This window comes from uncultured Sphingomonas sp. (genome assembly GCF_913774285.1).
In the GTDB taxonomy this organism is placed as follows: Bacteria; Pseudomonadota; Alphaproteobacteria; order Sphingomonadales; family Sphingomonadaceae; genus Sphingomonas.
Genome location: NZ_CAJYHX010000025.1, coordinates 1 through 20,479 on the forward strand (window position 1 = coordinate 1; position 20,479 = coordinate 20,479).

The following is a 20,479-nucleotide window of genomic DNA, read 5'->3' on the forward strand; positions in this document are numbered from 1 at the left end:
CGTTTGTACCATCCAGTGACGACCGACGGCACCGGCATCTACTGCCACGCCAAGGTGCTGGTGATCGACGATGACGTGATCCGGATTGGATCGTCGAACTTCAACAACCGCTCGTTGCGGCTCGACACCGAATGTGACGTGACGATCGCGGACGACGGCCCGCGCATCGCCGCGATCCGCGACGACCTGCTCGCCGAGCATCTGGACGTCGAGATGGCGCAGGTGAGCGAGGGCGTAAAGCGCGACGGGCTGATCGCGACCATCGAGCGGCTGCGTGGGCAAGACAAGACGCTGATCCCGTACGAGGTGCCCGACCTGAACGGTGTCGAGGCGTGGCTGGCGGAGAACGAGGTGCTCGATCCCGAAGGCCCGGCGGAGATGTTCGAGGCCTTCGAGAAGCGCGGACTGCTGCGTCGATTGAAGAACCGGCGGCATCGCCACCTTCGCCGTCATCGGCGCTAGGCACCGCCTCCCCCTCACGATGCCGGTGCTTGGCTGCTGGTATCGACGCGCCTCCCCCGCTATGCGCGCGCACATGACCGCTATCACGCCCGAGATCGTTGCCGAGCACGGCCTGTCGCCCGAAGAATACGACCGCGTGCTCCACGCACTCGGGCGCGAGCCGAATCTGGTAGAACTCGGCATCTTCTCGGTGATGTGGAGCGAGCATTGCTCGTACAAGTCGAGCCGCATCCACTTGAAAAAGCTGCCGACCGAGGCACCGTGGGTGATCTGCGGTCCGGGTGAGAATGCGGGCGTGATCGACATCGGTGACGGTCAGGCTGCGATCTTCAAGATGGAGTCGCACAATCACCCGTCGTACATCGAGCCGTATCAGGGCGCGGCGACCGGCGTCGGCGGCATTCTGCGCGACGTGTTCACGATGGGCGCGCGCCCGGTCGCGAACCTGAATGCGCTGCGCTTCGGTCGACCCGACCACCCCAAGAGGCGCCACCTGATCTCGGGCGTCGTCCATGGCATCGGCGGTTACGGCAATTGCGTCGGCGTGCCCACGGTGGGTGGCGAGGTGAACTTCCACCCCGCCTATGACGGCAACATCCTGGTCAACGCGATGACCGTCGGCATCGCCGATACCGACAAGATCTTCTATTCGGCGGCCTCGGGCGTCGGCAATCCGATCGTCTATGTCGGCTCCAAGACCGGGCGCGACGGCATCCACGGCGCCACCATGGCGAGCGCCGATTTCGGCGAGGATTCGGAAGAGAAGCGCCCCACCGTCCAGGTCGGCGATCCGTTCACCGAGAAGCTGCTGATCGAGGCCTGTCTCGAGCTGATGGCTTCGGACGCGATCGTCGCGATCCAGGACATGGGCGCCGCCGGTCTCACCTCGTCGAGCGTCGAGATGGCGTCCAAGGGCGGCGTCGGCATCGAGCTGATCATGGACGACGTGCCCCAGCGCGAAACCGGCATGACGCCCTATGAGATGATGCTCTCCGAGTCCCAGGAGCGCATGCTGATGGTGCTGAAGCCCGGCCGCGAAGCGTTCGCCGAGGCGATCTTCCGCAAGTGGGAGCTCGATTTCGCGGTGATCGGCCATGTGACGGACACCGGCCGCATGGTGCTCAAGTGGAAGGGCGATGTGGTGTGCGACATCCCGCTCGCCCCGCTCGCCGACGAGGCGCCGCTCTACGATCGCCCGCACGTGCCGACGCCCAAGCAGCCCGAGCTGCAGAACGTGCCCGAATGCACCGATCCCGCCGCGGACCTCCTCAAGCTCATGGGCTCGCCGGACATCGCCAGCCGCCGCTGGATCTGGGAACAGTATGACCACATGGTCGGCGGCGACACCGTACAGCGCCCGGGCGGCGACGCCGCGGTCGTGCGCGTCCACGGCACCGACAAGGGCCTGGCGATCACCACCGATTGCACCCCGCGCTATTGCTTCGCGGACCCCGTCGAGGGCGGCAAGCAGGCGATTGCCGAGGCGTGGCGGAACCTCTCGTCGGTGGGCGCGACCCCGCTGGCGGTGACCAACTGCCTCAACTTCGCCAACCCGCAGCGGCCCGAGATCATGGGCCAGATCGTCGGCGCGCTCGAAGGCATGAGCGAGGCGTGCCGCGCGCTCGACTTCCCGATCGTCTCCGGTAACGTCAGCCTCTACAACGAGAGCAAGGCGACCGGCGGCGGCTCGGCGATCCTGCCGACCCCGGCGATCGGCGCGATCGGCCTGCTCAAGGACTGGCAGAAGAACTGCACCATCGCCTTCAAGGGCACCGGCGACGTGATCATCGCGGTCGGCGAGCGCGGCGGCCATCTCGGCCAGTCGATCTGGCTGCGCGAGATCTGCGGCCGCGAGGAAGGCCCGCCCCCGCCGGTCGACCTGATGATGGAGCGCCGCACGGGCGCCTTCATCCGCTCGGCGATCTGCGGCGGCGCGATCACCGCCTGCCACGACGTGTCGGACGGCGGCCTCGCGGTCGCGGTCGCCGAGATGGCGCTGGCGTCGAACATCGGCGCGATCCTCGACCAGCCCCAGCCGTTCGGCGTCGCCGGCAGCTGGTTCGGCGAGGACCAGGGCCTGTACGTCGTGACGGTGAAGGACGAAGCGCTGGCCGACTTCCTGGTCGCCGCCGACAAGGCCGGCCTCGCCGCCGATCCGATCGGCCGCACCATCGCCAACCGCATCATCTTCGAGATGGAGGAAGGCGATTTCTGCGTGAGCCTGGACGATCTGCGCAAGGCGCATGAGGGCTTCTTCCCGGCGCTGATGGGCGCAGCGGAAGCCGTCAGCGAGGAAAACGCGATCTGATGTTCGCCCCCGCTGCTCCGCGGCGGGGGCGGCATTCAGCAAGAGTCGACGCCCTCCCCCGGCAGGGGGAAGTTGGGAACGCTCAGCCTTTCGGCGCGGGGCCAGTCGTGGAGCGCACCATCAGCTCGTGCTCCAGCATCACTTGCGGCGTCACCGCGGTCCCCGCCAGCATCAGGTCCGCCGCGGCATAGGCGAGTTCGCGCACCGGCTGCCGGATCGTGGTGAGCGGCGGCCAGACCGCACGCGCCAGGTCCGAATCGTCGAAGCCGGCGATCGAAAGGGCCTCGGGCACCGCGATGTCCGCCTCGTGCGCCGCTGCGAGCGCACCGGCAGCCATGTCGTCATTACCCGCGAAGATCGCTGTGGGCCGGGGCCTGCGCCCGAACAGCGCGCGTGCCGCCGCACCGCCCGAAGCAAAGCTGTAATCGCCTGCGATCACCAGCGCCGGATCGAAGGCGATGCCGTGCGCTTCCAGCTCCTGCCGGTAGCCCGCAAGGCGGTCCGCGGACGAAACATGGCTTTCGGGACCGCGGACGAAGGCGATCTTGCGATGGCCCAGCTGGATCAGGTGCCGGGTGATCTCGCGCGCCGCCGCTACGTCGTTCATGGTCGTCGCCAGTCCATGATCCTTTCGGAGCCCCGGCGCGATCCGGACATAGGGCAGCTTGCGTTTATCGAGCGCCTCGATCAGTTCGGGCATCTCGGTCAGCGGCGGCGACAGGATCAGCCCGTCGAGATGCGCCTCGTCGACCAGCGCCATCACATCGGGCACCATGTCCGGCGCGGCGCTGTCGATCGGCTGCATCAGCAGGCGGTAGCCCAGCTCGTGGCAGCGCTCCAGCGCACCCGACTGGATGTGGAAGACGTAATAGGGGCTGGGATTGTCGTAGAGCAGCGCCACCTGGAACGAGCGCCGCCCGGCCAGCGTGCGCGCGGCATGGCTCGGCCGGAAGTTGAGCTGCGCCACCACTTCCTCGACGCGCCGCCGTGTCTCGTCGCTGACATGCTTTTCGTTGTTGAGCACACGGGAGACGGTCTTGAACGACACGCCGGCGATCTTCGAGACTTCCTTGATCGTCGGGCGGCCGGCCATTCTCACTCCTTCGCGACAAGCGTCATTTCGGCATTGCAACATGCTCTTTGCGACAGCTTGTAGCGCGGACGTTCCGGCTTTGCACGAATTTTGGACAGCGCTGCCAGGCCGCGGGCCCGGCAGTGCCTCGCCTCAGCGCTTGCGCCCGTTGTGGCGGATGTTGCCGGGGCGGCCGCGGCGGTGGATCACCCGCTTGGGCGCGCCCTTGCCGGGCCTGCCGGTGCGCTGCGGACCACCCGCCGAACCCTTGCCGTCGGGCAGCTCGAAGCGCAGCGCGCCGGAGACGGGGTTCGCCTCCACCAGCCGCAGCTCGATCCGCTGGCCGAGGGTGAATTCTTCGCCGCTATGCTCGCCGACCAGCCGCTTGCCCGCTTCGTCGAAGTGGAAATATTCCGCGCCCAAGTCGCGCGCGGCGACCAGCCCGTCGCCGCCGACACCGTCGACGGTGGCGAAGAAGCCGAAATTCTGGACCCCGGTGATCCGCGCCTCCATCACCTCGCCAACATGCGCGGCGAGATAGGCGGCGACATAGCGGTCGATCGTCTCGCGCTCGGCCTCCATGGCGCGGCGTTCGAGCTGGCTGATCGACTCGCCGATCCGGTCCATGCTACCGGCTTCCTCCGCGGTCAGCCCGCCCGGCCCGAGCCGATAGGCGTCGACCAGCGCGCGGTGCACGACGAGATCGGCATAGCGGCGGATCGGCGAGGTGAAGTGCGCATAGGAGCCGAGCGCCAGCCCGAAATGGCCGACATTCTCCGGGCCGTAATAGGCCTGGGTCTGGGTGCGCAGCACCTGCTCCATCACCTGCGGGCGGAACTCCTCCTCGCCGACGCGGTCGAGGATGCGATTGAAGGTGGCCGGGCGGATCACCTGGCCGAGCGCGAACTCGATGTCGAAAGTCTTCAGATATTCCTTGAGCGCGGTGAGCTTCTCGCGCGCCGGCGGTTCGTGGATGCGGTACATCACCGGCGTCTTCTTCGCCTCCAGCGCCTTGGCGGCGGCGACGTTGGCGGCGATCATGTAATCCTCGATAAGCTTGTGCGCATCGAGCCGCTCGCGCGGCGCGACCGAGAGGATGCGCCCCTTCTCATCGAGCACGATGCGGCGCTCGGGCAGGTCGAGGTCCAGCGGCTCGCGTTTGTCGCGCGCTGCGTTCAGCGCGTGCCAGCAGTCCCAGAGCGGGCGGAGGGCGGTTTCGGTGAGCGGGTTGTCGAGATCGCCGTCGATCGCCGCCTGCGCGTCCTCATAGGCGATATTGGCCGCGAGCCGCACCACGGCCCGCGTGAAGCGCCAGCTCTTGAGCGTGCCGCTCTTGGTCACCTGCAGATGGCAGGCGAGCGCCGCGCGGTCGACATCCTCCTTCAGCGAGCAGACGTCCGCCGAGAGCACTTCCGGCAGCATCGGCACGACGCGATCGGGAAAATAGACCGAGTTGCCCCGCTTGCGCGCCTCGCGGTCCAGCTCCGAACCAGGGCGGACGTAGAAGGAGACGTCGGCAATCGCGACGATCGCCTTCCACCCGCCCTCGTTGGCGGGATCGTCGTCGGGGGTCGCCCAGACGGCATCGTCATGATCGCGCGCATCGGCGGGGTCGATCGCGACGATCGGCAGATGGCGCAGATCCTCGCGCCCCTCGCCCAGCGGCTGCCTGGCGACGCGTTCGGCCTCCTCCAACAACTCTTCGGAGAAGACGTTAGGAATGCCATGGCGGTGAATTGCGATCAGCGAGAAGCTGCGCGGCGCGAACGGATCGCCGAGCCGCTCGACCACCCGCGCGGTGATCCGCGGCGGTCGCCCGGCCTTCTCGGCCAGCACCAGGTCGCCGGGCTCGGCACCGCCGGCGTCGGAGACCGGCCAGCTCCGCCGCTCCTTCTTCTCCACGCCTTGCAGCCAGAGCTTGCCGCCCTCCTCGTGGAGCACGCCGAGCATCAGTTCCTCGCCGCGCGCGAGCGTTTTCATCGGATGCGCGATCCAGCCGTTGCCGGCCTCCTCGGTGCGAGCGAGGATGCGATCCCCCACCCCCAGCGCCGAGCGCTTGCCGCGCATCTCGCGGACACGCAGCCGGGGTGCTGGGACATGTTCGGCCTCCCAGCGCTCGGGCACCGCCCAGGTGGTATCGCCGTCCGCGTCGGTGATCCGCAGCACGGTCACCTTGGGCAGCCCGCCCATCTTGTGGAAGGCGCGGCCGGGGGCGACGTCGATCAGCCCCTCGTCGGTCATGTCCTTGAGGAGCGCCTTGAGCAGGATCTTGTCCTGCGCGCTCAGCCCGAACGCCTTGGCGATCTCGCGCTTGCCGGCGGGCGTGTTGGAGGATGCGATGAAATCGAGAATCTGCTGCCGCGTCGGCAGCCCTGCGCTTGTTCTGTTCTTAGCCATTGGCCCCCAACATAGGCACGATCGGCGCGAACGTCACCTGCGGGCTCCGTAAAAGCGCGGGGCGCGCCATGGTAAGCGCCGCCTTCACTATAATGGATTGTGGATCCTGTGTGATTTGAGGAGTCCGTCCATGGCTATTTCGCGTTGTCTACTCATCGGTGCCGCGCTCGGCACCTGCGTCGCGTTCGTTGCACACGCCACGAACCCGCATCCCGCCAAACCCGTGCGACCGGTGATGCAGGTTGCGGCGCTGGAGCGCGTTACCAGCGATAGTTGAAGCTGACGCTGATCCGCTTGTCCTTGGCCGCACCCGGCGGGACTTCGTGGCGCAGCCAGCTTTCCCAGAGCAGCACCGTGCCGACGTCCGGCACCACCTCGATGAACGGCTGGAGCGATTCCGGCGCATCGGGCCGCCGCGTCGGCGCGGCCATCATCATCGCCAGCCGCGGGTCTTCCAGCTTGAGCCCGCGCGCGCCCTGCGGCAGCGCCACATAGACGGTGCCCGACACCACGCTGTGGGGGTGGATATGCGCGCCGTGGCCGCCCTTGCCGTCGAGCACGTTGACCCACAGGCTGTCGAGCTTGAGCTTGCGCCCGGCGAGATCGAACGCGCAGGCCTCGGCGAACCTGGCGACATGCTTGTCGAGCAGCCGCTTTAGATCGGCAAAGGCCGGGTCGCGGATCGGCAAGTCGTTCAGCGAGGCATAGCTGGTGTAGCCGCGATAGTGGTTCTCGCGGCACCAGCGGCGGCCGGCGCTGTCGTCCTCGGCCAGTTGCAGGCACGAGGCTTCGAGATCGGCGACCAGCGCGTCGTCGCCCAGCGGCTGCTGGTAGAGCAGGGTCGAAAACAGCGTGCGCATCAGGCGGACTCGACCATGCTCACTTCGTACTGGGCGCGGCGCAGCGCGGTGATCAGCCGGTCGAGATGGTTGCGGTCGCGCGTCTCGCACTCGATGTCGGTCACCAGCCCCTTGGCGGGCAGCGAGGTGAACACGCGCTGGTGATAGACCTCGATGATGTTGACGCCCTGCTCGTGGAAGATCCGCGCGACATGGAACAGCGCGCCCGGACGGTCCTGTAGCCGGATGCGCAGGCGCGCCAGCCGCCCAGAGCGGGCAAGATCGCGTAGCAGCACGTTCGCCAGCAGCCGGGTGTCGATATTGCCGCCGCACAGGATGGTGCCGACGGTCTTGCCCTTGAAGCGCTCGGGCTCGGAGAGCAGCGCAGCGAGCCCCGCGGCCCCTGCCCCTTCAACCACCGTCTTCTCGATCTGGAGCAGCAGGCTCACCGCCTCTTCCAGCCGGCGTTCGCCGACCAGCACGATGTCGTCGACCAGCGCCTCGACGATCTTCGCCGTCATGTTGCCCGGATACTTCACCGCGATGCCCTCGGCGAGCGTGTCGCCCGCGCACGGCATCTCGGTGTGGTGCACCCGGTTGTACATCGACGGGTAGAGCTCGGCCTGGACGCCCAGCACCTCGATCGGCCGGTCCTGCGCCTTGGCGACGACTGCCGCACCCGAAATCAGCCCGCCCCCGCCGATCGGCACGACCAGCGTATCGATGCCCGGCACGTCCTCGAGCAGTTCCAGCGTCGCGGTGCCCTGGCCCGCGATCACGCGGGGATCGTCGAACGGGTGAATGAAGGTATAGCCCTTCTCTGCCTCCAGCTCGCGGGAGTGCGCATAGGCAGCGTCGAAGGTCTCGCCGTGCAGCACGACATTGGCGCCGTGGCCTTCGGTCTGCGTCACCTTCACGATCGGCGTGTTCTTCGGCATCACGATCGTGCTGGGGATGCCCAGCCGCGTCGCGTGATAGGCGAGGCCCTGCGCGTGGTTGCCGGCCGAGGCGGCGATCACGCCCTTGGATCGCGCCTCCGCATCCAGCTGCAGCAGCGTGTTGAGCGCGCCGCGTTCCTTATAGGCGGCGGTGAACTGGAGATTCTCGAACTTGAGATACACATTCGCGCCGGTGAGCTGCGAGAGCGTGCGGCTGTGCAGCGTCGGTGTGCGCACCACCGCGCCCGAAATTCGCTCGGCCGCCGCACGAACATCGGCGATGGACACGGGGAGCGATGCGGGCGCTGGTGCTGCTTTGGTAGCCATAGGCTTCCCGCCTAGACCATCTGGCGCGGCAGGGGAACAGGCCCTATGCCCGCACCCATGTTCACGCGCCTCAAGCGGCTTGCCGCCGCCACCGCCCTGCTGCTCGCGCCCGCCGCCCAGGCCGATGGAATCGTTGACAATGTCAACGGCATCACGCTCGACGCCAAGGGCGCCGTGGTGCGCTTCGAGGCGCTGCAGATCGATCCCTATGGCAAGGTCGTCGCGGTCTACGCCAAGGGGCAGAAGCGGCCGAAGAAGCTGGTCTGGCGGCTCGACCTCAAGGGCGCGACGATCGTGCCGGGCATGATCGATGGGCATGGCCATTTCATGGGGCTCGGCTTCCAGCAGCTCCAGCTCGACCTCTCGGCCACCACCAGCCTCGACGACGCCCTCGCCCGCATCGGCGACTATGCGGGCAAGAGCCGGGCGAAATGGGTGCTCGGCCGCGGCTGGAACCAGGAAGCCTGGAAGCTAGGCCGCTTTCCCACCGCCGCCGATCTCGACCGCGCGGTGAGCGACCGCCCGGTGTGGCTGGAGCGGGTCGACGGCCATGCCGGCTGGGCGAACAGCAAGGCGCTGGAACTCGCCGGCATCACCGCCGCGACCAAGGATCCCGCCGGCGGCCGCATCGAACGCGATGCGAGCGGCAAGCCCACCGGCGTGCTGGTCGATGCCGCGACCGAGCTGGTCGCCAAGGTCGTGCCCCAGCCGACCCCGCGCGAGCGCAACGCGGCCTTCCTCGCGGCGCAGCAGAAATTGCTCTCGCTCGGCATCACTGCGACGGCCGATATGGGCACCACGGTCGACGACTGGGAGACGATGCGCGGCATGGCCGATATCGGCCAGCTCCACCTGCGCATCCTGAGCTATGCGCACGGCGTCGACACCGCGCTGCGCGTGGCGGGCGCCGGGCCGACGCCCTGGCTCTATGGCGATCGGCTGCGGATGGGCGGCATCAAGCTCTATGCCGATGGCGCGCTCGGCTCGCGCGGGGCGTGGCTCAAGTCCGACTATAGCGACGCGCCGGGCAACAAGGGACTGGGCTTCCTCACCGACGACCAGCTGCTCAACCTGATGGCGCGTGGCGCGATGGACAATTTCCAGATCGCCGTCCACGCGATCGGCGACCGCGCCAACCAGCAGGTGCTCGACGCGATCGAGATCCTGTCCGAGACCTATAAGGGCGATCGCCGCTGGCGGATCGAGCATGCCCAGATCATCGATCCCAAGGATCTGCCGCGCTTTGCCAAATATGGCACGATCGCCTCGATGCAGCCGGTCCATGAGACCAGCGACCGACTGATGGCGGAAGCGCGGCTGGGGCCCGACCGTCTCGCCGGCGCCTATGCCTGGAAGACGATGCTGCGCAACGGCACGCACCTCGCCTTCGGCTCCGACTATCCGGTCGAGAGCCCCGATCCTTGGGCAGGCTGGGCGGCGAGCTTCACCCGGCAGGATGCGGCCGGCAATCCGCCGGGCGGCTGGCGCCCCGAGGAGAAGCTGACCCGCGAAGAAGGCTGGGCGGGCTTCACCATCGGCGCGGCCTATGCCGGGTTCGCCGACGACAAGATCGGGCGGCTGGCGCCGGGGCTGTGGGCCGACTTCCTGATCCTCGATCGCGATCCGCTGACGGTCTCGCCGACGGAGCTGCGCGGTACCAAGGTGGTAGAGACCTGGGTGGGCGGACGCCGCGCCTGGGGCGCGAAGCCCTGAGCTGATGTTCCGGCTGGTGATGGCCGGCGCGCAGTGGCGCGACCGGATCGGCGCGGCGCTGGGCGGCGCGATCGGGATCGGGGTGACGGCATGGGTTTCGGCGCTGGCGGGATTCGACCGCACGACGTCGATCCTGCTGGCAGCACCGATCGGCGCTTCGGCGGTGCTGGTGTTCGCGGTGCCTTCCAGCCCGCTTGCCCAGCCGTGGCGGGTGATCGGCGGGAACGTCATCTCGGCCTTGGTTGGGCTGGCGGTGGCGCTTTGGCTCGGGCACGGCGCCCTTGCCGCAGGCGTAGCGGTGGGGCTGGCGATCCTCGTCTTGTCGCTGACCCGCAGCCTCCACCCGCCGGGCGGGGGCACGGTGCTGCTGCCGGTGCTGGCGCCTGCGGTGCTGGCGAAGGGGCTGGGCTTCGTGCTGCTGCCGATCGGCGTCAACGCCGTGCTGCTGACGCTGTGCGGGCTGCTCGTCCACCGCTTCACCGGCCATAGCTATCCGCACCGGGTGCAGCCCGCTCCGCCCGCACCCGGGCTGCTGCCGGAGGATGTCGACGCGGCGCTGGAGGAAGCGGGCGAAGCCTTCGACGTCAGCCGCGAGGACTTGCTGGCGCTGCTGGCACGCGCCGAACACCATGCGGCGGCACGACGCGGGTAAAGCAAGCAAAAAGCCCCTCCCCTTCAGGGGAGGGGTTGGGGTGAGGGATGACCGACGAGCAATGGACTCGCTACCAGCTCAGGCCCCACCCCCAACCCCTCCCCTGAAGGGGAGGGGCTTTGTTAGGTCAGCACGCGCAGCAACGGCGGTCCCAGCGTCAGCAGCCCGATCGCCGCAGCCGCGAGCGACGCCACCAGCACACCGCCGGCCGCTAGGTCCTTGATCCGGCCGATCGCGGGGTCGAAGTCCGGGCAGATCCGGTCGCAAAGATCCTCGATCGCGGTGTTGAACGCCTCCGCCAGCCAGACCAGCGCGATCGCGAGGACCAGCCAGCGCCACTCGGCGGACGAAAGCCGCAGCGCAGCACCGACAGCCACCGCACCAGCCGATGCCGCCAGATGCACCCGCGCGTTGTGCTCCTCGTGCACCAGCACGCGCAGCCCGCGGATCGCGTAGCGAAAGCTCTTCAGGCGCGCGGAAATGCTGAAGCGTTTCGGCGCGGCAGGTCTGTCGGTCGGCATCGTCATCCAACCAGCGTGGCCGATCCGGCAGCCCACGACCACCCCGCAACGAAAAAGGCCGCCGCCACCCGGAGGTGACGACGGCCCTGCCCCTGCGTGATCTCGCGAAAAAATCAGGCGACCTGGCTGTCCGCCTGCATACCCTCGTCCGGCTCGCGCAGCACATAGCCGCGGCCCCAGACGGTCTCGATATAATTGTCGCCCTCGCATGCCATGCTGAGCTTCTTGCGCAGCTTGCAGATGAAGACGTCGATGATCTTGAGTTCCGGCTCGTCCATGCCGCCATAGAGATGGTTGAGGAACATCTCCTTGGTCAGCGTGGTGCCCTTGCGGAGCGAGAGCAGCTCCAGCATCGCATATTCCTTGCCGGTCAGGTGCACGCGGGCGCCGTCGACCTCGACGGTCTTGGCGTCCAGGTTCACCGCCAGCTTGCCGGTGCGGATGACCGACTGCGAATGGCCCTTCGAGCGGCGCACCACGGCGTGAATGCGGGCGACCAGCTCTTCGCGGTGGAACGGCTTGGTCACGTAATCGTCGGCGCCGAAGCCGAACGAGCGCACCTTCGAATCCATCTCGCTGATGCCCGAAAGGATCAGCACCGGGGTCTGCACCCGCGCGGTGCGCACCTTCTTCAGCACGTCATAGCCGTGCATGTCCGGCAGGTTCAGATCGAGCAGAATGATGTCGTAGTCATACAGCTTGGCGAGGTCCAAACCTTCCTCACCGAGGTCGGTCGTGTAGACGTTGAACCCTTCGCCCGAAAGGATCAGTTCGATCGCCTTGGCTGTGCTAGGCTCGTCTTCGATCAGCAGCACGCGCATTGCCGGTTCCCCTGTCCACACCACACGACGTAGCCCCGATGCCCGACGCGCTGGACGCTTCATTAACCTAAGCGTCAATGAAGCCGAAAGGTTAATTTCTCGTAAGTCGGGCGGTTCCGCAAGCCCCGGGGAATCTACGCATCGGGTTCGGACGTATCTGTCGAAACCGTGGGCCGCACGTCGATCTCCTCGCCGAGCACCTCCCGCAGATACAGGCTGCGCACCAGGGTGAAGATCACCACCAGCAGCGCAGCGGAGAAGAACAGGCCGAACAGCCCGAAGACGAATCCGATACCGATGATCGCGAACAGCGTGACGGCAGGGGGAATCGCGATCACCCGGCTCTGCACGAACGGGGTAAGGAAATTGGTCTGGATGATTCGCACGCCGGCGAACACCAGCAGGCAGCCGATCAGCGCCCCCGATCCGCCCGTGGCGGCGAGGCCCAGCGCTGGCAGCATCGCCGCGGCAGGGCCGACATAGGGAATGAACTCGCTGAGCCCGGCCAACAGTCCCAGCGCAGCAGGCGACGGGACGCCGGCGATCCACAGCCCCACGCCCACCAACAACCCCATGCTCGTCATCAGGATCAGCTGGGTGCGCAGCCACAGCCGTAGCGTCGTGCCTACATCGGCCAGCGCGTCGGCGACCGCATCGCGCGTGCTGCCGCGCGGAACCAGCAGCAGCAGCCCGCGCAGATACACGCCGGGATCGGCCGCCATGAACAGCGCGCCGACCAGCAGCAGCAGGGCGTTGAGGAACAGCTCGAAGGACCCCAGCGCGAAGCCGCTGGCATCGCGCGCCACCCGCGACCCGGCGAAGGCGGCCTCGGCGGCATCGTAGAGCTTGGCGGCCACCGGGCTCTCCTGCGCCCAGGCCTTGAGCCGCACGACCAGCTGCGGGATGGAGCGGACCAGCGCCTCCACCTGCGGGCCGAACTGCACCGCGAACAGCCAGACGAGGAAGGCGATCGCGGCGATCACGGTAAGCATCGCGCTTACCACCGACCACCGCTTCGGCACGCCGACCTGCGCATAGCGGTCGGCAATAGCGCGGATCACCACCGCGCCCAGCACCGCGCCGAAGGTGAGGATCAGCAGGTCGGCGGCGCGCACCAGCGCCACCACCACCGCGCCGACGGTGAGCAGGATCAAGACGCGGCGGATGAACCGCGCGTCGGCATCATCGGGAACGAGTCGTTTCACGCGTGCCGAACGCAGATGCTGCGCAACCGCTCCGTCAGAAACTCGATGAGCGCTTCCACCCGCACCGGCCGGCGCGATCCGGGCGGCGTGACGAGGTGGAGGCCCACCGATCCCGCCACCCAGTCGGTGAGCACGGCCTCCAGCCGCCCCGCGGCGATCTCGGCATCGACCAGAAAGCCCGGCAAGCGCGCCACGCCAAGTCCCGCGCGCAGCGCCGGCAGCATCGCCTCGCCATTATCGGTGCGCAGCGGCCCGTCGACGCGGACCGCCGCCTCCTCGCCGCCGGCCTTGCGGAAACGCCACACGCCCGGCGTCGCGGTGTTGGTATAGACGAAACAGGCATGGCGGGCGAGATCGGCCGGGTGCTGCGGCCGCCCGGTACGGTCGAAATAGCCTGGTGCCGCAACGACATGGATCTCCACCGGCCCCAGCCGGCGGGCGCGCAGCGAGCTGTCCGGCAGCTCGGCGATGCGCAACGCCACGTCGATCCCCTCGCCGACAATGTCGATAAAGGCATCGGAGAGCGTCAGCTCCACCTTGATCTGCGGGTGGGCAACCATGAATTCGGCGATGAGGCCGGACAGGTGCCGCGCCCCGAAGGTAAGCGGCGCGGCAAGGCGCACCACCCCGGACGGCGCACTCGCACTCTCGAACGCCGCCTCCTCGGCGGACTGGCCGTCCTCCAGGATACGCTGGGCATGCTCGGCGAGCTGCTGGCCGCTGTCGGTAAGCGTCAGCCGGCGCGAGGTGCGGTGAAACAGCGCGGTGCCCAGCCGCTCTTCCAGCCGGGTGATCGCCTTGGATACGGTCGCCTTGGAGACGCCCAGCGCCAGCGCCGCGCCGCTGAACGAACGGTGCTCCACCACGCTGGCGAACACCGCCCAAGCCTCGAAATCCGGTAGCTTCATCCCCGCCCCTCCTGCTTGGCCGAAGCCATATCACGAAACGATCAGTTTCCAACGTTTCCGTTTACGCGCCGATGCCCATGCCTATCTTGGCGACAACAGATGGGAGATCAGCGATGATCGACAAACGCAGTTTCGAAAGCCTGGGCGGCGCCGATCATGGCTGGCTCAAGGCCAAGCATCACTTCAGTTTCGCCGACTATTACGACCCTTCCCGCATGGGCTGGGGCGCGCTTCGGGTATGGAACGACGACGAGATCGCCCCCAATTCGGGCTTCCCGCCGCACCCGCACCAGAACATGGAAATCATCACCTATGTCCGCTCGGGTGCGATCACCCACCAGGACTCGATGGGCAACCAGGGACGCACCGAGGCGGGCGACGTGCAGGTGATGAGCGCCGGCACCGGGGTGCGCCACGCGGAATATAATCTCGAGCCGGAGATTACCCGGATCTTCCAGATCTGGATCCTCCCCCGCGAGGCCGGCGGCCAGCCGAGCTGGGGCGCCAAGCCCTTCCCAAAGGGCGATCGCTCGGGCCGGTTCGTCACGCTGGCATCCGGTTTCGCCGATGACAAGGACGCGCTGCCGATCCGCGCCAATGCCCGCGTGCTGGGCGCCACGCTGAAGGCCGGCGAGAGCGTCACCCACAGTGTGGGCGAAGGTCGCCATGCCTATCTGGTGCCGGCAGCCGGTGCGATCACCGTTGACGGAGACGCGGTGAACGCCCGTGACGGCGCGGCGCTTTCGGGCGGCCGGACCGTTACCATCACCGCCGTTCAAGACGCCGAGATCGTTCTCGTCGATTCCGAATAAGCGGGCGTTTGCGCCCGGTCCTTTCCACCCGCACAGGGAGTTTCTGCCATGACCAAGATTCTCGTTCTCTATTATTCCTCCTACGGCCACCTCGCGAAGATGGCCGATGCCGTCGCCGAGGGTGCGCGCAACGCCGGTGCCGAAGTGGACGTGCGCCGCGTCGCCGAGACCGCGCCGGCCGACGTCGCGCAGGCAGCCGGCTTCCGCGTTGACGAGAGCCACCCGCTGTTCGACGATCCCAACCAGCTCGCCCAGTATGATGGCATTATCGTCGGCTCGCCCACCCGCTTCGGCCGCATGGCCAGCCAGATGGCCGCGTTCTGGGACAAGGCCGGCGGCGTGTGGTTCCAGGGCCAGCTGAACGGCAAGGTCGGCGCGGCCTTCACCTCGACCGCCTCGCAGCATGGCGGCCAGGAAACCACCCTGTTCTCGATCCTCACCAACCTGATCCATTTCGGCATGACCATCGTCGGCCTCGACTATGGCTTCCAGGGCCAGATGGGCGTGGACGAAGTGAAGGGCGGCACCCCCTATGGCGCCAGCACCCTCGCGGACGGCGACGGCAGCCGCCAGCCGAGCACGGCCGATCTCGACGGTGCCCGCTATCTCGGCGCCCGTGTCGCCAACACCGCGACCAAGCTGAAGGCGTAACCCCCCGAAGCGCGCGCCCGTAGCGTATCGCGCCGCGCACAACGACGGCCGGAGCTCCCCCTGCTCCGGCCGTTTTCGTTTCGGGGCTCGCGAATTGCGCGCCGATCGCTATATCCCGCGCATGTTCAAGGACCGGGTACTCTTCATCGACGGCGAAGCGCTGATCATCGACAAGCCGGCGGGCCTCCCCGTCGATCGCCCGCGCGACCGCAGCGAGAGCCTGGAGGATCTGCTCGAGCAGTTGACCTTCGGCTTCGAGCGCCTGCCCGTCCCCGTCCACCGCCTCGACCGCGACACCAGCGGCTGCCTGTTGCTCGCCCGCAATCCCAAGGCGATGAAGCGCTTCGGCCAGGCGTTCGAGGCCGGACAGGTGACCAAGCGCTATGTCGCGGTCCTCGACGGCGTGCCCGAGCAGGAAAGCGGCGAAATCGACCTGCCGCTCGGCAAGGTCTCCAGCATCGAAGAGGGTTGGCGGATGACCCACGACCCCAAGGGCAAGAGCGCGCGCACCCGCTGGAAGCGGATGGAGGTCCATGACGGCCGCGCGCTCGTTGCCTTCTATCCCGAGACAGGCCGCACCCACCAGATCCGCGTCCATGCGCTGGAAGGCATCGGCATCCCGATTGTCGGCGATCCCGTCTATGGCCGCGGCGGCCCGGCGATGATGCTCCACGCCCAGTCGATCACCGTGCCCCGCCCCGGCAAGCCCGACGTGCACGGTGACGCGCCGCTGCCCGCGCGCTTCCACCATATCGGCTTCGGCCGACCGGCCCATGGCTGAGATCCCCGACGCGGCGATCCTCGAGGAGAAGTTCCTCGCCGCGACGGGACCCGGCGGGCAGAACGTCAACAAGGTGGCAACCGCGGTGCAGCTGCGGGTGGACGTTTTTCGGCTGGGCCTGTCGCCCTATGCCTATGAACGACTGAAGGAACTCGCCGGCACGCGAATGACCTCGGCCGGCGAGCTGCTGATCACCGCGCGGCAATATCGGACCCAGGACGCCAACCGCACCGACGCCCGCCAGCGCCTGTCCGACCTGATCGACAAGGCGCATGAGCGGCAGGCGAAGCGGATCAAGACCAAGCCTAGCAAAGCGGCGAAGGCACGGCGGGTGGATGCGAAGAAGGGCCGATCGGCGGTGAAAGCGGGGCGGGGCAAGGTCAGCTTCGACTAGCTGGGAAAGCGTATCCGCCCCCACCAGGGCGAGGTGGCACGCGCAGCGGGTCGGAGGGGGAGGAAGCACGCCGGTCGAGAGGTTCTGGCACCCTCCCCTCCGTCGCCTTCGGCGCCACCTCCCCCTGGCGGGGAGGATATGGCTTCGGAGCGGCGGCGAAACCAAGTCCCCCTCGCACCGCACCCCACAATCCCCTACATCGCGCGCATGTATAGCTTCGACATCACCGCCGATTCCAAGGCCGAGCTCTATCGCGACCTTGCCGCTGCCCTCGATTCGCTGACCGCCGAGGAGCCCGATCCAATCGCCAACATGGCGAACGTCTCCGCGCTGATCGGCCAGTATCTGCCCGATCTCAACTGGTCCGGCTTCTACCGCAACCTGAACGACGAGCTGGTGCTGGGGCCGTTCCAGGGCAAGGCGGCGTGCATCCGGATTCCCTTCGGCAAGGGCGTGTGCGGCGCGGCCGCCGCGACTCGCGAAACGCAGCTTGTCGAGGACGTCCATGCCTTTCCGGGCCATATCGCCTGCGATGCGGCCAGCCGCTCGGAGCTGGTGGTACCAATCGTCCACCAGGGCGAACTGCTCGGCGTCCTCGACCTCGACAGCCCCCTGCCCGCCCGCTTCGACGCCGGCGATGCCGCAGGCTGCGAGGCACTGATGCGGATCCTCGCACCGCGCATCGCCTGACCGGAGCATCCCACACTGCCGTGGAACGGATTCGCCAAACCTGTTGCGGTTCGGCGACACTCGTTTTTGCGTCCTGAAAACAGGGATTTGCGCGAGGCTCCGGCATACCATCAGGCAAAGAGGTAATACCAACATTTGTTTTTGTATTGAATTGGCCTTGACACGATAGGACCGATACCGGCCAATACCCCTGTCGCAGCCCAGAAAAACATAAAATGCCTCAGGAGGGCATCGGGCGCGGCATTGAACAATGGGTTCAACCACTTGGGGGGTATGAAATGCCGAAACTACATCGCCTTGGCCTGCCTGCGCAAAGGATTGCCAAGAGCATTCTCCTCGCTTCGGGCGGAATCGCCGCACTGGGTCTGGCCACTGTAGCCCAGGCGCAGACCGAAGCTCCCGTCGCCGGTCAGGATGACGACGAAATCGTCGTCAACGGCATCCGCGCCTCGATCGACAACGCCATCGACGCCAAGCGCAAGGATACGCGCGTCACCGACGGCATCTCCGCCGAAGACCTCGGCAAGTTCCCCAGCGAGAACATCACCGAAGCAATCCAGCGCATCTCGGGCGTGCAAATGTCCAACATCAACGGCCGCGGCGCGACGATCAGCATTCGCGGCCTTGGTCCGCAGTACGCGATGACCACGGTGAACGGTCAGACCTTCAAGAGCGCCGACTTCACTGACGGCTTCCGCTACGACATCATCCAGACCGAGCTCGCCAATGCGATCCAGGTAATCAAGTCGCCGACGGCGGACATGGATGCCGGCGGCCTTTCGGGCACGGTCAACATCCAGACCACGATGCCGCTCGACTACAAAGACCGCCAGCTGGTCCTGTCGGTCAAGGGCCAGAACTCCGAATATGCCGGCGGCAGGATCACGCCGAAGATCAGCGGCAGCTATGTCGACCAGTTCGCCGACGGCAAGCTCGGCGTCTACGTCAATCTCGGCTACCAGAAGCTGAAAGACCGCGCCGACTATTTCTGGATGGACCGCTGGGCGACCCAGACCATCGCTGGCGCAAGCACCTTCGTGCCCCGCCGCCCGCGCTATCGCCGCATTGACCGCGATACCGAACGGCTGATGGGCAGCGGCGGCGTGCAGTGGAAGCCCACCGACCGTATCGAGATCGACGCGAGCGCGATCTACGCCAAGGACATCACCGACTACGACGTGAACCAGCAGGTGTTCCTGTTCAACACCGCGCGGATTGCGGCGAGCAACGTCGTCAACGGCGTCGCCACCAAGGCGACCGCGACCAACTTCACCATGGAGAACAATCGCCAGCACGAGGACCGCAACCTCGTCAGCCAGGGCTACACCCTGTCGGGCAAGTGGACGGGCGACGATGGCTGGTCGGGCCGCACGGTGTTCAACTACACCAGGGGCAGCACCTATCAGCGCGAAGCCGCTGCGATCCTGGGGGTGAACATCCCCACCGCGACGATCGACTTCTCCAACCCCGATTCGGTGAAGTACAGCGTCGGCACCGACCTTTCGAGCACCGCGCTCTATGCGCCGGCGACGCTGACCCGGAACGAATATCCGAACGGCGCCACCCGCGAGATGGCATCGAGCGAGACCTCGGGCCAGGCCGATCTGTACAAGGAGGTCGCGCTCGGGCCGATCACCAAGTTCAGCGTCGGCGCCAAGTACCGGCACGAGATCTTCAGCCGCAACGTCAGCCGCCACGACATGATCGCGCTGGCCAACCAGCCGGCGCCGGCCAGCCCGATCTTCCCGAAGATGGCAACCACCAACTACGCGGTTTCGGGCTTCCTCAACGGCGATTCGGGCATCCCCGGCGCCTGGATCGGCCCGGATCTCGGCGCCTATGACAAGGCGCTGTCGGCGGCCGGCATCACCGTGCCGGACATCTTCGCGCCCGAGGCCAGCTATCATGTCGATCGGTTCATGCCGTCTGCCTATGCGATGGCGGACATCGACACGCAGCTCGGCGGCATGACGCTGCGCGGCAATCTCGGCGTGCGCTACGAGCACACCAAGCAGAAGGTGCAGGGCAACATCACCGCGCCGCGCACCGACGGCTATACCGAAGTGCAGCGCAAGGTCGGCGACTATGCCATCGAGCAGAGCTACGACAATGTGCTGCCGAGCCTGAACCTGGTGCTGGAGCCGACCCGCACGGTGCAGGTCCGCTTCGCCGCGGCCAAGGTGCTGGTGCGCCCGATCATGGATTCGAACACGTCCATGGCGCAGACCACCAGCAGCTCGCCCAACACCTTCCCGGCGAACACGAGCACGATCACCGTGGATCTCGGCCAGGCAGGCCTAAAGCCGCTGACCGCGAACCAGCTCGATCTGGGCGTGGAATGGTATCCCACCCGCTCGAGCACGATCGCGCTCAACGGCTTCTACAAGTGGATCAAGAACGGCACCTTCTCGCGGCTGATCTGCCCGACCTCGTTCAACGGCACGGCGCTCAGCACCGCGGGCAATGACTGCGTCGACGCCAAGGGCAACATCTACGACATCACCCAGACGCTCAACGATCCCAGCACGATCCGCGTGAAGGGCTTCGAGGTAAGCTGGAATCAGTCGTTCGATCGCATCCTGCCGTTGGACGGCTTCGGCCTCCTCGCCAACTTCACGCGGGTCTATCCGCAGAAGGTGGCGATCGGCACCGGCTACACGATCCGCAACCTGTCGAAGGTGACGTGGAACGTCTCGCCCTATTGGGAGAACGCGCATTTCAACATCCGTCTCTCAGTGAACCACCGCAGCAGCTATGAGCAGAACAGCGCCGACAGCTTCTTCGCCCGCGAAGGCCATGTCGTGAAGGGGCGCACCCAGTTCGATCTGAGCGGCGGCTATTCGCCGAACAGCTGGCTCAGCTTCGCGGCCGGGGTGATCAACCTCAACAACAGCCGTGAACAGGCCTATTTCCGCGATCCGGCGGTGTGGCAGGAGAGCAGCTTCTACGGCCGCAGCTTCTATCTGTCGGCCACGCTGAAGATGTAAG

19 protein-coding genes are annotated in these 20,479 nt (G+C 67.1%); 11 read left to right on the top strand and 8 right to left on the bottom strand.

Annotated features, from left to right (window positions below):
- The coding region (locus QZ670_RS11965) for a phospholipase D-like domain-containing protein (RefSeq protein ID WP_294255542.1) at positions 1–462 on the top strand (462 nt) is incomplete at its 5' end.
- 73 nt (positions 463–535) lie between these two features.
- Entirely contained in the window at positions 536–2,770 is a 2,235-nt protein-coding gene (gene purL, locus QZ670_RS11970; protein ID WP_294255544.1) for a phosphoribosylformylglycinamidine synthase subunit PurL, read from the top strand.
- Between the two features lie 82 nt (positions 2,771–2,852).
- Here the strand turns inward: purL and QZ670_RS11975 are convergent, their stop codons facing one another.
- Together QZ670_RS11975 and rnr are read right to left on the bottom strand one after the other, a co-directional pair.
- Complete coding sequence (locus QZ670_RS11975) at positions 2,853–3,863, bottom strand: LacI family DNA-binding transcriptional regulator (RefSeq protein WP_294255547.1); 1,011 nt, start codon at positions 3,861–3,863, stop codon at positions 2,853–2,855.
- Positions 3,864–3,995: 132 nt separating this feature from the next.
- Positions 3,996–6,239, bottom strand: a complete 2,244-nt coding sequence (rnr, locus tag QZ670_RS11980) for a ribonuclease R (protein WP_294255550.1) — start codon at positions 6,237–6,239, stop codon at positions 3,996–3,998.
- Positions 6,240–6,369: 130 nt separating this feature from the next.
- Here rnr and QZ670_RS11985 point away from each other — a divergent pair, with 130 nt between their 5' ends.
- On the top strand, positions 6,370–6,516 hold the full coding sequence (locus tag QZ670_RS11985) for a hypothetical protein (protein WP_183049446.1): 147 nt from the start codon (positions 6,370–6,372) through the stop codon (positions 6,514–6,516).
- Here QZ670_RS11985 and QZ670_RS11990 read toward each other — a convergent pair.
- Positions 6,500–7,099 carry a TIGR02466 family protein gene (locus QZ670_RS11990; protein WP_294255558.1) on the bottom strand — a complete coding sequence of 200 codons (600 nt, stop codon included), beginning with the start codon at positions 7,097–7,099 and terminating at the stop codon, positions 6,500–6,502. The genes QZ670_RS11985 and QZ670_RS11990 overlap by 17 nt on opposite strands.
- Positions 7,099–8,343 (bottom strand): threonine ammonia-lyase, encoded by a 1,245-nt coding sequence (locus QZ670_RS11995; RefSeq protein WP_294255560.1) that lies wholly within the window; start codon positions 8,341–8,343, stop codon positions 7,099–7,101. Before QZ670_RS11995 ends, QZ670_RS11990 begins: the two co-directional genes overlap by 1 nt.
- A 57-nt stretch (positions 8,344–8,400) precedes the next feature.
- Between QZ670_RS11995 and QZ670_RS12000 the strand changes: the two genes are divergently transcribed.
- Complete coding sequence (locus tag QZ670_RS12000; RefSeq protein ID WP_294256057.1) at positions 8,401–10,056, top strand: amidohydrolase; 1,656 nt, start codon at positions 8,401–8,403, stop codon at positions 10,054–10,056.
- A 4-nt stretch (positions 10,057–10,060) separates the two neighbouring features.
- A complete protein-coding gene (locus QZ670_RS12005) occupies positions 10,061–10,708 on the top strand; it encodes an HPP family protein (RefSeq protein ID WP_294255561.1) in 648 nt (215 codons plus the stop codon).
- Positions 10,709–10,830: 122 nt separating this feature from the next.
- Here the strand turns inward: QZ670_RS12005 and QZ670_RS12010 are convergent, their stop codons facing one another.
- From QZ670_RS12010 to QZ670_RS12025, 4 genes are all read right to left on the bottom strand, one after another.
- Positions 10,831–11,235: a diacylglycerol kinase family protein gene (locus tag QZ670_RS12010; RefSeq protein WP_294255564.1), complete on the bottom strand. Its 405-nt coding sequence runs from the start codon at positions 11,233–11,235 to the stop codon at positions 10,831–10,833.
- 107 nt (positions 11,236–11,342) lie between these two features.
- Positions 11,343–12,050, bottom strand: coding sequence for a response regulator transcription factor CtrA (ctrA, locus tag QZ670_RS12015; RefSeq protein WP_125976549.1), 708 nt, complete (start codon positions 12,048–12,050; stop codon positions 11,343–11,345).
- 134 nt (positions 12,051–12,184) lie between these two features.
- On the bottom strand, positions 12,185–13,255 hold the full coding sequence (locus QZ670_RS12020) for an AI-2E family transporter (RefSeq protein ID WP_294255569.1): 1,071 nt from the start codon (positions 13,253–13,255) through the stop codon (positions 12,185–12,187).
- A complete protein-coding gene (locus QZ670_RS12025; protein WP_294255572.1) occupies positions 13,252–14,163 on the bottom strand; it encodes a LysR family transcriptional regulator in 912 nt (303 codons plus the stop codon). The genes QZ670_RS12020 and QZ670_RS12025 overlap by 4 nt, the downstream gene beginning before the upstream one ends.
- 113 nt (positions 14,164–14,276) lie before the next feature.
- Between QZ670_RS12025 and QZ670_RS12030 the strand changes: the two genes are divergently transcribed.
- The 6 genes from QZ670_RS12030 (at position 14,277) to QZ670_RS12055 (ending at position 20,478) form a co-directional block, all read left to right on the top strand.
- Positions 14,277–14,975 (top strand): pirin family protein, encoded by a 699-nt coding sequence (locus tag QZ670_RS12030; protein WP_294255574.1) that lies wholly within the window; start codon positions 14,277–14,279, stop codon positions 14,973–14,975.
- A gap of 48 nt (positions 14,976–15,023) precedes the next feature.
- Entirely contained in the window at positions 15,024–15,626 is a 603-nt protein-coding gene (gene wrbA / locus QZ670_RS12035) for an NAD(P)H:quinone oxidoreductase (RefSeq protein WP_294255576.1), read from the top strand.
- A gap of 121 nt (positions 15,627–15,747) precedes the next feature.
- Positions 15,748–16,407 carry an RNA pseudouridine synthase gene (locus QZ670_RS12040; RefSeq protein ID WP_294256059.1) on the top strand — a complete coding sequence of 220 codons (660 nt, stop codon included), beginning with the start codon at positions 15,748–15,750 and terminating at the stop codon, positions 16,405–16,407.
- The gene (gene arfB, locus QZ670_RS12045) at positions 16,400–16,801 is read left to right on the top strand and encodes an alternative ribosome rescue aminoacyl-tRNA hydrolase ArfB (RefSeq protein ID WP_121078764.1); all 402 of its coding nucleotides are present in this window, start codon (positions 16,400–16,402) and stop codon (positions 16,799–16,801) included. The genes QZ670_RS12040 and arfB overlap by 8 nt, the downstream gene beginning before the upstream one ends.
- A gap of 207 nt (positions 16,802–17,008) precedes the next feature.
- On the top strand, positions 17,009–17,491 hold the full coding sequence (locus QZ670_RS12050; protein ID WP_294255587.1) for a GAF domain-containing protein: 483 nt from the start codon (positions 17,009–17,011) through the stop codon (positions 17,489–17,491).
- 278 nt (positions 17,492–17,769) lie between these two features.
- A complete protein-coding gene (locus QZ670_RS12055; protein ID WP_294255590.1) occupies positions 17,770–20,478 on the top strand; it encodes a TonB-dependent receptor in 2,709 nt (902 codons plus the stop codon).
- The last annotated feature ends 1 nt before the right edge of the window (position 20,479 follow it).